This is a genomic window from Pseudomonas sp. Root569 (assembly GCF_001427465.1).
GTDB lineage: Bacteria > Pseudomonadota > Gammaproteobacteria > Pseudomonadales > Pseudomonadaceae > Aquipseudomonas > Aquipseudomonas synxantha.
On the sequence record NZ_LMGQ01000003.1, the window covers coordinates 13,783 to 27,294 of the forward strand.

General features: G+C 60.1%; 12 protein-coding genes. 8 read left to right on the forward strand and 4 right to left on the reverse strand.

What is annotated here, in order from left to right; translation table 11 throughout:
* Positions 1-3: 3 nt before the first annotated feature.
* Both ASD70_RS03825 and ASD70_RS03830 read right to left on the reverse strand, forming a co-directional pair.
* Positions 4-1,041, reverse strand: coding sequence for a FecCD family ABC transporter permease (locus ASD70_RS03825; protein ID WP_046069535.1), 1,038 nt, complete (start codon positions 1,039-1,041; stop codon positions 4-6).
* Positions 1,038-1,916: a heme/hemin ABC transporter substrate-binding protein gene (locus ASD70_RS03830; RefSeq protein ID WP_056845694.1), complete on the reverse strand. Its 879-nt coding sequence runs from the start codon at positions 1,914-1,916 to the stop codon at positions 1,038-1,040. Before ASD70_RS03830 ends, ASD70_RS03825 begins: the two co-directional genes overlap by 4 nt.
* Positions 1,917-2,071: 155 nt before the next feature.
* On the opposite strand from ASD70_RS03830, the gene ASD70_RS03835 reads away from it, so the two are divergent.
* Positions 2,072-2,389 carry a Rieske (2Fe-2S) protein gene (locus tag ASD70_RS03835; RefSeq protein WP_056845695.1) on the forward strand — a complete coding sequence of 106 codons (318 nt, stop codon included), beginning with the start codon at positions 2,072-2,074 and terminating at the stop codon, positions 2,387-2,389.
* On the opposite strand, the gene sfsA is transcribed toward ASD70_RS03835, so the two are convergent.
* Positions 2,386-3,099 carry a DNA/RNA nuclease SfsA gene (gene sfsA, locus ASD70_RS03840; protein ID WP_056845696.1) on the reverse strand — a complete coding sequence of 238 codons (714 nt, stop codon included), beginning with the start codon at positions 3,097-3,099 and terminating at the stop codon, positions 2,386-2,388. The genes ASD70_RS03835 and sfsA overlap by 4 nt on opposite strands.
* Positions 3,099-4,271, reverse strand: a complete 1,173-nt coding sequence (locus tag ASD70_RS03845; protein ID WP_056845697.1) for a pyridoxal phosphate-dependent aminotransferase — start codon at positions 4,269-4,271, stop codon at positions 3,099-3,101. Before ASD70_RS03845 ends, sfsA begins: the two co-directional genes overlap by 1 nt.
* 320 nt (positions 4,272-4,591) lie before the next feature.
* On the opposite strand from ASD70_RS03845, the gene dksA reads away from it, so the two are divergent.
* The 7 genes from dksA (at position 4,592) to folK (ending at position 13,222) form a co-directional block, all read left to right on the forward strand.
* Positions 4,592-5,026, forward strand: a complete 435-nt coding sequence (dksA, locus tag ASD70_RS03850) for an RNA polymerase-binding protein DksA (protein WP_005791430.1) — start codon at positions 4,592-4,594, stop codon at positions 5,024-5,026.
* Between the two features lie 83 nt (positions 5,027-5,109).
* The gene (gene gluQRS, locus ASD70_RS03855) at positions 5,110-5,997 is read left to right on the forward strand and encodes a tRNA glutamyl-Q(34) synthetase GluQRS (protein WP_056845698.1); all 888 of its coding nucleotides are present in this window, start codon (positions 5,110-5,112) and stop codon (positions 5,995-5,997) included.
* A 62-nt stretch (positions 5,998-6,059) separates the two neighbouring features.
* Complete coding sequence (locus ASD70_RS28845; RefSeq protein ID WP_003176118.1) at positions 6,060-6,236, forward strand: hypothetical protein; 177 nt, start codon at positions 6,060-6,062, stop codon at positions 6,234-6,236.
* Positions 6,220-9,174 carry a sensor histidine kinase gene (locus tag ASD70_RS03865; RefSeq protein ID WP_162252747.1) on the forward strand — a complete coding sequence of 985 codons (2,955 nt, stop codon included), beginning with the start codon at positions 6,220-6,222 and terminating at the stop codon, positions 9,172-9,174. The genes ASD70_RS28845 and ASD70_RS03865 overlap by 17 nt, the downstream gene beginning before the upstream one ends.
* A gap of 22 nt (positions 9,175-9,196) precedes the next feature.
* Positions 9,197-10,636: a sigma-54-dependent transcriptional regulator gene (locus ASD70_RS03870; RefSeq protein ID WP_043050608.1), complete on the forward strand. Its 1,440-nt coding sequence runs from the start codon at positions 9,197-9,199 to the stop codon at positions 10,634-10,636.
* A gap of 697 nt (positions 10,637-11,333) precedes the next feature.
* Positions 11,334-12,737, forward strand: coding sequence for a polynucleotide adenylyltransferase PcnB (locus ASD70_RS03875; protein ID WP_056845700.1), 1,404 nt, complete (start codon positions 11,334-11,336; stop codon positions 12,735-12,737).
* 2 nt (positions 12,738-12,739) lie between these two features.
* On the forward strand, positions 12,740-13,222 hold the full coding sequence (folK, locus tag ASD70_RS03880; protein WP_056845701.1) for a 2-amino-4-hydroxy-6-hydroxymethyldihydropteridine diphosphokinase: 483 nt from the start codon (positions 12,740-12,742) through the stop codon (positions 13,220-13,222).
* The last annotated feature ends 290 nt before the right edge of the window (positions 13,223-13,512 follow it).

Consider the following 13,512-nt stretch of genomic DNA (forward strand, 5'->3'; position numbering starts at 1 on the left):
GCATCAGGCGCGCCCCCGCAGTAACAGGTAGAGGAAAAATGGCGCACCGATAAATGCAGTAACAATACCAATCGGCAGCTCCGCGGGCGCCAGCGCCAGGCGTGCCACCAGGTCCGCAAACAACAACAAACTCGCCCCTGCCAGCACCGAGGCCGGTAGCAATACCCGATGATCCGGCCCCGCCAGCAGCCGTACCAGGTGCGGCACCACCAAGCCAACAAAGCCAATCATCCCTGCCGCCGCCACCGCCGCACCAACGCCCAAGGCCGTGCAGAACACCAATTCACGCTTGAGCCCCTCTACATCGATGCCCAGATGATTGGCCTCAGACTCTCCCAACAACAGCGCATTCAATGCCTTCGCCCGACGCGGCAACCACAGCGCCACGCCCGCGCTCACCAACAGCAAGGGCCACAACCGCGAATAGCTCGCACCATTGAGGCTGCCGAGGTTCCAGAACGTCAGGGTGCGCAAAGTGGCGTCATCGGCCAAATAGGTAAACAGCCCGACCGCCGAACTGGCCAGCGCCGTAAGCGCGATACCGGCAAGCAGCATCGTCGCAACGTTCGTCTGGCCATTGCGACGCCCCAGCCGATAGACCAGCGCCGTGACGCCCAGGCCACCGAGAAATGCGCACAACGACAACAGGTACGGCCCGAAGGCATCCGGCAGCCCGCCAAAAAACGAACCGCCGACAATCGCCACCGCCGCCCCCAATGCTGCGCCGCTGGACACCCCCACCAACCCAGGATCGGCCAGCGGGTTGCGAAACAATCCCTGCATCGCTACCCCTGACAACGCAAGCACCCCGCCGACCGCAAGGCCCAGCAAAGTTCGTGGCAGGCGAATCTGCCCCAGGATCAACTCGGCTTGTTCCAAGCCTGCTGCTTCAATCGGCACCCCCATCAGTCTTAAAGCAGCCCTGAGCGTGTCCACCAATGGCAGGCTGACCGGGCCCAGGGCCAATGAGAGCCAGATCGCCAATAGACATAACAGCGACAGCCCGATGAACAGTGTTTTCGGCTTGACCAGAGTGGTCATGGAGCAGGCTTGGCCTGGGACGGATAAAACCCGGCGGACAGCTTCACCAAGCTTTGTGGCAACCGCGGCCCCAGGCCACCCACCAGTAGGGTCGGATCCAGCTCAAACACTCGCCCGCTCTTGGCTGCAGGTGTAGACGCAAGGATCGGATTTTCCTTGAACAAGGCTGCCCGCGCCGCATCGCCGGTGAGGGCGCGATCAGCAAACACCAGCACATCCGGGCTCAACCCTCCCAGCGACTCCACTGAAAACGGTTTGTAACCCGTGTGCGTGGCCAGATTACGCCCGCCGGCCTGCTGCAACAGCCAATCGGCGGCCGTGTCCTTGCCAGCAACCAGCGGCTTGCCACCGGCATTGCCCAGCAGCAACAGAACACCCGGCGCCTTTTGTGTGGCCTGGGCCTTGTTCACCCAATTCTTTTGCTGCTCAAGCGCCTGCTCATATCCGGCAAACAACGTGTTGGCCTTGGCCTCACTGCCGAGCAACTTCCCCAGGTGTTGAAGGTTGTCTTTCAAGGTCGGCAGATCCGGCTGGGCCGAAAACATATCCACCTGCACGCCAGCATTGCGAATCTGCGCCAGGACCGGTGGTGGCCCCATTTCCTCGGTGCCCACGAGGATTTGCGGTTGCAGGCTGAGAATACCTTCGGCCGACAACTGCCGTTGATAGCCAATGCTCGGCAACGCCTTGAGCGATTCGGGATGCTGACTGGTGGTATCCACCCCGACCAATTTCGATTCACCGCCCAGTGCCGCTACCCACTCCGATAGCGCCCCTCCGGCACTGACCCAGCGCTGTGGCAGCTCAGAGGCTTGCGCCCCGTGGTTGACCAGCAGTGAGGCAACAAGCGCAATTGCGCTGGTACTCAGACGCATAACAGGGTTTCCTTCCTAGGCAGGGCCACTCAAGCACTCATCGATGTGACAGATGATCCCTGCCAGGCATCGTATTGAGCACCCAGTCAACTGACGGGCGAAGCGGGCATTTGATAATTGTTTGCATTTGAACGTCAAGGCACTTAAGGATTGAAATGAAGTTTCTCTGCGCCTCAGGCGACCTCGCCCCCAACAGCAGCCGCAGTTTTGAGATCGACGGCTGCAAGCTGCTGGCTGTGCGCCGGGACTGCATTGCCTACTTCTATCTCAACCGCTGCCCCCATCGCGGTATCCCGCTGGAATGGCAGCCCGACCGCTTCCTCGATGCCAGCGCCAGCCTGATCCAATGCGCCACTCATGGCGCACTGTTCCTGATCGAAAGCGGCGAATGCATCGCCGGCCCCTGTGCAGGCCAGAGCCTCACGGCCTTGCCTGGTCGGGAAGACGCACAGGGATTATGGGTAGAACTCTAGCTACCAAGCAGCACATGCAATGGACGCTCGATGTAAATCTCTTGCGGCGTGACCCGTACGCCATACGCCAGCACCTCGACGCCCGCGACCTTGGCCTCACGTAAAGCGCCAGCGTAGGCAGCGTCGATTTCCACGGCGGGGCGCACCGCATCGATTCCCGATAGATTCACGCAATACAATTGCACCGCTCGCACGCCTGTTCGTGACAGGTAAGCCAGCTCTCTCAGGTGCTTGGCCCCGCGCTGCGTCACCGCATCAGGAAAGGCCGCCACCGAGGTGTCGTCAAAGCCCAAGGTCACGCTTTTGACTTCGACGAACGCGGCACCCTGCGGGTAATCCAGGCGAAAATCGATCCGGCTCTTCTCCTGACCATAAGGTACTTCACGCTTCAACGCCGTGAAGCCATTGAGTTCAGTAATCACACCGGCACGCAGTGCTTCTTCCACCAGCTGATTGGCGCGTGCCGTGTTGACACACGCCAGCCGTCCCTGAGGCGTTTCAGCAATTTCCCAAGTGCCCGGCAACTTGCGCTTGGGATCGGAGGAACGACTGAACCAGACCTGGCCACCTTCGACCATGCAATTGAGCATCGAGCCGGTATTCGGGCAGTGGATGGTGAGCAACTCGCCGGTAACGGTTTCGATATCGGTGAGAAAACGCTTGTAGCGACGAATCAGCCGCGCTTCTTCGAGAGGGGGATCAAATCGCATCAGCCTTGCCAGCTCCGCAAACCACGGGCGATGCGTTCCACCGCCTCTTGTAGCCGATCGAGGTTTTGCGTGTAGGCAAACCGCACATGGTGACCGGCTTGATAGCGGCCAAAGTCCAACCCCGGCGTAAAGGCCACATGCTCGGTTTCGAGAAAATGACGGCAGAACGCGAAGGCATCACCCCCGAACGCGCTGATATCGGCGTACAGGTAGAAGGCACCCTCCGGCTCTACAGCAATGCCGAATCCCAACTCGCGCAATGCAGGCAGCAAGAAGTCGCGACGTCGACCGAATTCAGCGCGGCGCTCTTCAAGAATGCCCAGTGTTTGCGGGGTGAAACAGGCCAAGGCTGCGTATTGGGCCATGCTCGGCGCGCTGATGTAGAGGTTTTGCGCCAATTTCTCCAGTTCACTGACCGCGTCCGGGGGCGCTACCAGCCAACCCAGGCGCCAACCCGTCATACCGAAATACTTCGAAAAACTATTCAGGACAAAGGCGTCATCGTCGACTTCCAGCACGCTGACCGCGTCGGTGCCATAGGTCAGGCCGTGGTAGATCTCGTCGACCACCAGATGACCGTTGCGCGCCTTGATCGCACTGGACAGCCCGGCCAACTCGCCTCGCGTAAGAATAGTCCCGGTGGGATTGGCCGGAGACGCGACCAGCGCACCCACACTGTCCTGGTCCCAATGCCTGGCAACCAAGTCTGCGGTCAATTGGTAGCGCACCTCCGGCCCCACCGGCACCAACTGGGCCGCGCCTTCTACCAACCGCAGGAAATGTCGGTTGCAAGGATACCCCGGGTCCGCCAGCAACCAGTGCTTGCCTGGGTCTACCAGCAGACTGCTCGTTAACAACAAGGCGCCGGAGCCACCGGGGGTGATCAGAATGCGCTCGGGATCGACGCTCAAACCGTAACGCTGCTGATAAAACCCGCTGATGGCCTCGCGCAATTCCGGCAACCCACGGGCGGCGGTATAGCGGGTCTTGCCGTTCGCCAGTGCGGCCTGGCCGGCCTGGATGATCGGTTCGGCCGTGGTGAAATCCGGCTCGCCGATTTCCAGGTGGATCACATCATGGCCGGCGGCCTGCAGCTCATTGGCCCGTGCCAGTAACGCCATGACATGAAAAGGTTCGATAGCGCGACTGCGCGCACTGTAGGGCTGAGCCATTAGCCTTCCTTAACGGTGAGGACAAAATCAGGATTCTACCGAACCCTCGCGGTAAAACATGCTCTATTGCCTGCTCGGCCATCCAAGATGAGCCCGGCAGGCGCCTGTAAAACGACTAAAATCAACATTCGAGCGGGTACATCCCCAGCCATGGCGGGCTGTTGCAGTTTGCAACCCCTTTGTGGTGGAGCTCGACAACCGGGAGTGGCGCACCCTGAATCTATCTGGTAAGTTCGCCCGCTTGCAGCCGCAGGGCCGGCAGGTGTCGGTGACGTTGCAATCCTGCGCAATGGATTAGAAGAGTGAGAGGCGGTCTATTCATGTCCACCCAAGCAAAGCAACAGAGCATCAGCGGCTTCCAACCCTACGTTGAGTCGAAGGGCGAGGAATACATGGGCAAGCCCATGCGCGAGCACTTCTCCAAAATCCTGAAGCAGTGGAAACAGGACTTGATGCAGGAAGTCGACCGCACGGTTGACCATATGAAGGACGAAGCAGCCAATTTCCCGGACCCGGCCGACCGTGCCAGCCAGGAAGAGGAATTCGCCCTCGAACTGCGCGCCCGTGATCGCGAGCGTAAACTGATCAAGAAGATCGACAAGACCCTGCAACTGATCGAAGACGAGGAATATGGCTGGTGCGAATCCTGCGGCGTCGAGATCGGTATTCGCCGTCTGGAAGCCCGCCCAACCGCGGACCTGTGCGTAGACTGCAAGACCTTGGCTGAAATCAAGGAAAAACAGGTCGGCAAATAACCCTGCCGAACTGAACGAATGGGGCGTGCTAACGCCCCATTTTTGTTTCTGGCGTTTACCGCTTTTGCAGTAGTATCCGGCCCATGACAGCCTCTACCTATATCGGGCGTTTCGCCCCCACGCCCAGCGGCCATTTGCACTTCGGCTCACTGGTAGCCGCCCTCGCCTCCTACCTAGACGCTCGCGCCCACCACGGTCGCTGGTTGATGCGCATGGAAGATCTCGACCCACCGCGTGAAGAGCCCGGCGCCCAGGCAGCAATCCTGCATGCCCTGGAAAGCTACGGCTTTGAATGGGATGGCGATCTGGTCCGACAGAGCGAGCGGCATGATGCCTACGGCAAAGTGCTGAACGATTTGTTCAGCCACGGCCTGGCGTACGCCTGCACATGCTCACGTAAACAGCTGGAACCCTATAACGGGATTTACCCCGGCCTGTGCCGCAATGCCGGCCACGATCAGCAAGATGCCGCCATCCGTCTGCGCGTGCCCGAACTGGAATACCACTTTACTGATCGCGTACAGGGCGAGTTCCGACAGCATTTGGGTCGCGATGCTGGCGACTTCATCATCCGTCGCCGCGATGGCCTCTACGCCTACCAATTGGCCGTGGTCCTCGACGACGCATGGCAAGGGGTTACCGATATCGTGCGCGGCGCCGACCTGCTCGACTCCACCCCGCGCCAGCTGTACCTGCAAGAGCTACTGGGCCTGCGCCAACCGCGTTACCTGCATGTGCCGCTGATCGTACAGCCGGACGGCCACAAGCTGGGCAAGTCCTACCGTTCACCGCCGTTGACGGCCGACCAGGCCACGCCTTTGCTGCTCCGGGCCCTGCGCGCCCTTGGCCAGCCAGCCGGCGATGAACTGCTGCACGCCAGCCCACGGGAGCTGCTGAATTGGGGCATTGCACACTGGGACGCCACCCGCATCCCACGCACACTCACGTTGGCCGAAGCGCAATTGAGCTGAAGGCGCTTGCAGGTTGCCAGCCATCCGTTACCATCGCCGCAGATTTTCAATCAGAGGCCAACATGTACATCTATCGATTGGTCCTGCTGCTGGTCGTCGGGATCTACCTGTTTTCCCCCGCCATCATGGATTGGTGGATCGACGCCACGGGCGCCTGGTACCGCCCCTATCTGCTGTGGCTGATCCTGATCGTCGTGACCTTCATCCTGCAGAGCCAAAAAGATGCCGATGAGCTTTAGTCTCACCCAGATGCTGCTGATCAGCGCCGCCTACCTGGCTGCGTTGTTCGGTGTGGCCTGGATCAGTGAGCGCGGGATGATTCCGCGGGCGATCATTCGCCATCCGCTGACCTACACCTTGTCCCTGGGCGTGTACGCCAGTGCCTGGGCGTTCTATGGCACGGTAGGCCTGGCCTATCAGTACGGCTATGGCTTTCTCTCCAGCTACCTCGGGGTATCCGGCGCCTTCCTGCTGGCGCCAGTGCTGCTCTACCCGATCCTGAAAATCACCCGTACCTACCAGTTGTCGTCCTTGGCGGACCTATTCGCCTTTCGCTTTCGCAGCACCTGGGCCGGCGCGCTGACCACGATTTTCATGCTGATCGGCGTGCTGCCATTACTGGCCTTGCAAATCCAGGCGGTAGCCGACTCCATCAGCATCCTGACCCGCGAGCCAGTACAACACCTTGTTGCCCTGGCTTTCTGCGCGCTGATCAGCCTGTTTACGATTTTCTTCGGCTCGCGTCATATCGCCACCCGTGAGAAGCACGAAGGCCTGGTGTTTGCGATTGCCTTTGAGTCGGTCATCAAGCTGATCGCCATCGGCGGCGTCGGCCTTTATGCGCTTTACGGTGTGTTCGACGGCCCGCAACAGCTGGAACTCTGGCTGCTGCAAAACCAGACCGCCCTCGCCGCCTTGCATACTCCCTTGCAGGAAGGCCCCTGGCGCACACTGCTGCTGGTGTTCTTCGCCTCGGCGATCGTAATGCCGCACATGTATCACATGACCTTCACCGAAAACCTCAACCCCCGTTCGCTGGTCAGCGCCAGCTGGGGATTACCGCTGTTCCTGCTGCTGATGAGCCTGGCGGTGCCGCTGATACTGTGGGCCGGCCTGAAACTGGGGGCCACCACTAATCCTGAGTACTTCACCCTGGGCATCGGCATTGCCGCCAACAGCCCGGCCCTGGCGCTGCTGGCGTATGTCGGCGGTTTGTCGGCGGCCAGCGGGTTGATCATTGTCACTACGCTGGCGCTCTCGGGCATGGCGCTCAACCATCTGGTGCTGCCGCTGTACCAGCCGCCGGCCGAAGGCAATATCTACCGCTGGTTGAAATGGACCCGCCGTGCGCTGATCATCGCGATCATCATGGCTGGCTACGGGTTCTACCTGCTGCTTGGCGCCGGGCAAGACCTGGCCAACCTCGGCATCGTCGCGTTTGTCGCCACCTTGCAGTTCCTGCCGGGCGTATTGTCGGTGCTGTACTGGCCAACCGCCAATCGGCGTGGCTTTATTGCCGGGCTACTGGCGGGAATCCTGGTGTGGGTTGTCACCATGCTGCTACCGCTGGTCGGCAATTTGCAGGGTTTCTACATCCCGTTGCTGAACATGATCTACGTGCTCGACGACACCAGTTGGCACATGGCGGCCATTGCCTCGCTGGCCGCCAATGTACTGATGTTTACCCTTATCTCGCTGTTCACCAACGCCAGCCCCGAAGAAACCAGCGCTGCCGAAGCCTGCGCGGTGGACAACGTACGCCGCCCGCAACGCCGCGAGCTGCATGCTGCCTCGCCCCAGGAGTTCGCCACGCAGCTGGCCAAGCCTCTGGGCGCGAAGGCGGCGCAAAAGGAAGTCGAGCAGGCACTGCGTGACCTCTACCTGCCGTTTGACGAGCGCCGCCCCTACGCCCTGCGTCGTCTGCGCGACCGTATCGAGGCCAACCTGTCCGGGCTGATGGGCCCCAGCGTGTCCCAGGACATGGTCGAAACATTCCTGCCCTACAAGGCTGGCGGCGAAAACTACGTCACCGAAGACATCCATTTCATCGAAAGCCGGCTGGAGGATTACCATTCGCGCCTCACCGGCCTGGCCGCCGAGCTCGACGCCCTGCGCCGCTACCACCGCCAGACCCTGCAGGAACTGCCAATGGGCGTCTGCTCCCTGGCCAAGGACCAGGAGATCCTGATGTGGAACAAGGCTATGGAAGAACTCACCGGCATCGCCGCGCAACGAGTGGTGGGTTCGCGGCTTAATACCCTGGGCGATCCCTGGAAAGAACTGCTCCTGGGCTTTATCAACCTGCCCGATGAGCACCTGCATAAACAACACCTGGCCCTCGACGGTCAGACCCGTTGGCTCAACCTGCACAAAGCTGCCATCGATGAGCCCCTTGCGCCTGGTAACAGCGGCCTGGTATTGCTGGTGGAAGACCTGACCGACACACAAATGCTCGAAGACAAGCTGGTGCATTCCGAGCGCCTGGCCAGCATTGGCCGCCTGGCGGCGGGCGTGGCCCACGAAATCGGCAACCCGATCACCGGGATCGCCTGCCTTGCGCAGAACCTGCGGGAAGAGCGTGAAGAAGACGGTGAAATCACCGAAATCAGCGGACAAATCCTCGAGCAGACCAAGCGCGTCTCACGCATCGTGCAGTCACTGATGAGCTTCGCCCACTCCGGCGCGCATCGGAATCAGGATGAAGCGGTGTGCCTGGCCGAAGTGGCGCAGGATGCCATTGGGCTGCTGGCCTTGAACCGACGCAATTTCGAAGTACAGTTCTTCAATCTGTGTGATCCGGAACATTGGGTCGATGGCGACTCACAACGCCTGGCCCAAGTGCTGATCAACCTGCTGTCCAATGCACGCGACGCGTCGCCGGCCGGCAGCGCGGTACGCGTCAAGAGCGAGGCTTTCGAGCATACGGTCGACCTGATCGTGGAAGACGAAGGCAGCGGCATTCCACAGAACATCATGGACCGATTGTTCGAACCTTTCTTCACCACCAAGGACCCCGGTGAAGGTACCGGTCTGGGCCTTGCACTGGTCTATTCCATCGTTGAAGAGCATTATGGACAAATCACCATCGACAGCCCGGCTGACACAGAAAGCCAACGCGGCACCCGTATCAGGGTGACCTTGCCGCGTCATGTCGAAGCGACGTCCGCTGTGAACTGAGACCGTCGAGAGAATTGAATCAATGCCGCACATTTTGATCGTCGAAGACGAAACCATTATCCGCTCTGCCTTGCGCCGCCTGCTTGAACGTAATCAGTATCAGGTCAGCGAAGCCGGCTCGGTGCAGGAAGCCCAAGAGCGATTCAGCATTCCCACGTTCGACCTGATTGTCAGCGACCTGCGCCTGCCCGGAGCCCCGGGCACCGAGCTGATCAAGCTGGGCCAAGGCACCCCCGTGCTGATCATGACCAGCTACGCAAGCCTGCGCTCAGCGGTGGACTCGATGAAAATGGGCGCGGTGGACTACATCGCCAAGCCTTTCGACCACGATGAAATGCTCCAGGCCGTGGCCCGCATCCTGCGTGACCGTCAGTCGGCCAGCAGCGCGCCTGCCGAACAGCGCCCAGCCGGTAAAACGACCAACGGCGCCGACAAGCCAGGCGTCGACAACAGCAACGGCGAGATCGGCATCATCGGCTCCTGCCCACCGATGCAGGATCTGTACAGTAAGATCCGCAAAGTAGCGCCGACCGACTCCAATGTATTGATCCAGGGCGAGTCGGGGACCGGTAAAGAACTGGTAGCCCGCGCCCTGCACAACCTGTCCAAGCGTGCCAAGGCACCGATGATCTCGGTGAACTGCGCGGCGATCCCCGAATCCCTGATCGAGTCCGAATTGTTCGGCCACGAAAAAGGCGCGTTCACTGGCGCCAGCGCCGGGCGCGCGGGGTTGGTGGAAGCCGCAGACGGCGGCACCTTGTTCCTCGATGAGATCGGCGAGTTGCCCCTGGAAGCCCAGGCCCGCTTGCTGCGGGTGCTGCAGGAAGGCGAGATTCGACGCGTCGGTTCGGTGCAATCGCAAAAGGTCGATGTGCGACTGATTGCTGCGACACACCGTGACCTCAAGAGCCTGGCCAAGATCGGCCAGTTCCGTGAAGACTTGTATTACCGTCTGCACGTGATCGCCCTCAAGCTGCCGGCCCTGCGCGAGCGCGGCGCCGACGTCAACGAGATCGCCAGTGCATTCCTGTTGCGCCAGAGTGCGCGCATCAACCGTACCGACCTGAAATTTGCCGCAGACGCCGAGCAGGCGATCCGGCATTACTCGTGGCCGGGTAACGTGCGGGAACTGGAGAACGCGGTCGAGCGTGCGGTGATTCTGTCGGAGAGCCCGGAGATTTCCGCCGAGTTGCTGGGTATCGATATCGAGCTCAGTGACCTGGACGACGATGATTTCATTGGCTTGGCCCCGCAACAGGGCGGCGCTAGCAATACCAGCCATGAACCGACGGAAGATTTGTCACTGGAAGACTATTTCCAGCATTTCGTCCTCGAGCATCAGGACCATATGACCGAGACCGAGCTGGCACGCAAGCTGGGGGTGAGTCGCAAATGCCTGTGGGAACGGCGTCAGCGCCTGGGCATTCCACGGCGCAAGACCGGAGTCGCCAGCGAAAGCTGAGGGTGCGCCCCACCAGGTAACACCTGCTGATGTGAAAAAACTGTTACCGCTGACTTTTCACGTAACAGAAGCCGGGGCTTACGGTAACGAAGCCCCGGCTTTTTTTTGGCCCCGAAAACCACAAAACCACCTCAACCCCCCGATTTTGCTGGCCGGCACAAAAGTTGGCACGCACCCTGCTATATGCTTAGTACAAAAACAATAACAAGCTTTGTACAAGACAATAAAAATAAGACGAATCGACTCACGCATAACAAAAACAACACGGCGGAGGCGCAGCTAACTGATTCTTTTGGAGAGGCGTTGCATTTGGGGCTTGCCCCGCAACCAGGCCGAGAACAACAAAAACTGCCCTAAGGCAGAGCCTGAACTGGTTGGATCGTAGATCAGCAACACAGCGACCAAAGCAATCCGTTTGCTCTTGACTCCCAATTGGGAGTGTCATGAAGGTGAAGCTTCATGGCGAGGGCGATCAACAAAAACAAGAAGCCCAAAATCAATAATAAAAATAGAGCACGCAACTACTTCTGGGGGAGCTTCGGCTCCCCTTGTAGTTTCCGGCATTTGACGTTCTGAAGCTTATGGCGCAATGCCTGTAGCTTGTTCCTACACCATCCCCCGACTAAATGCTAGAATCCCGGCCCATCATGCGGTCATTCTTCGTTATGGCCGAACATTCCTTCAAACAGTGCATCCCATGCTGAAGAAGTTGTTCCAGTCATTCCGTTCTCCCTTGCGTCGAACGCAACACAAACGCAGCACGCCTGAAGTGCTCAATAGCAGCCAGCATTCGCTGCAACGGGCTCAATTCAGCCGTTACGCAGTGAACATCGTCGAACGTTTGCAGAACGCCGGCTACCAGGCTTACCTGGTGGGTGGTTGCGTACGCGACATGCTGCTCAATATCACGCCCAAGGATTTCGACGTCGCCACCAGCGCCACGCCTGAACAGGTACGTGCCGAGTTTCGTAATGCACGCATCATCGGCCGGCGCTTCAAGTTGGTGCATATCCACTTTGGACGCGAAATCATCGAGGTCGCCACCTTCCGCGCCGGCCACCCGCAAAACGACGAAGAGGAAGACACCAATCAGTCTTCCCGCAACGAAAGCGGGCGCATCCTGCGCGACAATGTCTACGGCACCCTGGAGGAAGACGCGCAACGTCGCGACTTCACCATCAATGCCCTGTATTACGACCCGGTCAGCGAGCGCATCCTCGATTACGCCAATGGCGTACACGACATCCGCAATAACCTGATCCGCCTGATCGGCGACCCAACGCAGCGCTACCAGGAAGACCCGGTGCGCATGCTGCGCGCCGTGCGCTTCGCGGCCAAGCTCAACTTTGGTATCGAGAAGCACACCGCTGCGCCGATTCGCGAGCTGGCGCCAATGCTGCGGGAAATTCCCTCGGCGCGCCTGTTCGAAGAAGTGCTCAAGCTGTTTCTCTCGGGCTATGCCGCCGACACCTTCGAAATGCTTGTCGACCTGCAGTTATTCGATCCATTGTTCCCGGCCAGCGCCGAGGCCTTGGAATACAACCCAACGTACACGCACACACTGATCAGCGAAGCGTTGGTCAACACTGACCTGCGCATCAAGCAGAACAAACCGGTAACCCCAGCGTTCCTTTTCGCCGCGCTATTGTGGCCAGCCCTGCCCAAGCGAGTGCTGCGCCTGCAGGACCGTGGCATGCCGCCGATCCCGGCCATGCAAGAAGCGGCACACGAGCTGATCACCGAACAGTGCCAACGCATCGCCATCCCAAAACGCTTCACCATGCCGATCCGCGAGATCTGGGATATGCAGGAGCGCCTGCCGCGCCGCAGCGGCAAACGCGCCGACCTGTTGCTCGACAACCCGCGCTTCCGTGCCGGCTACGACTTCCTGCTGCTGCGCGAAAGCGCCGGCGAGCAAACCGACGGCCTGGGCGAATGGTGGACCGACTATCAGGACGCCAATGATAGCCAGCGCCGCGAAATGATTCGCGAGCTGGGCAGTAAAGGCGATGGTGTCGGTGAAGGACCGAAGAAGCGGCGCCGCAGCGGTAGCAAGCGTAAACGCAGCGCCGCCGACGCCTCGGGCGCCGCAGGGGAATAAGCGTGGAGCGTATCTACATCGGCATGGGCAGCAACCTCGCTGCCCCGGACCAGCAATTGCGCCGCGCGGTCACAGCCCTGTCGCAACTGCCAGACACCACCCTCGCCGGTGTCTCCGCGTTCTATCAAAGTGACTCCCTGCTTCCAGGCCAACCGCGCTTCACCAACGCGGTGGCGGCCCTGGACAGCAACATGGCCCCGTTGGACCTGCTCGATGCACTGCAAACCATCGAGGAGGATCAGGGCCGCGAGCGCCATGAGCGTTGGGGCCCACGCACGCTGGACCTGGATATCCTGCTGTTTGGCGATCGCTTGATCGATGAGCCGCGCCTGAAGGTGCCGCACTACCAGATGCACGTGCGGGCGTTTGTGTTGTATCCGCTGGCTGAGCTGGCGCCAGCCGACCTGCAGTTGCCTGACGGGCAAAGCCTCAGCGGCCTGCTTGAAGCCTGCCCATTCGTCGGCCTGGAACGCTTACCTTCGTAGGAGCGAGCTTGCTCGCGAAAATCGCCAACGTTAACGTGCACAGCCTGCTTAAACGCGGTGCCCACGCGTTCTTCGCGAGCAAGCTCGCTCCTACAATCGCATCAGTAACAGCGGTAACACCGCCATCGTAACAATGCGGTAACACATCCAATTGACTTCCCGTGTCCTCCTCACGACTATAGGCGTCCCGCTGCCGCCAACCCGGCACTACAGGGCGCAATCCAGGCCTTATAAGCACTGCTTTCAAGACAGTGCGCCTGTATAAACGAAGACTCACGCGCGTTACTCGC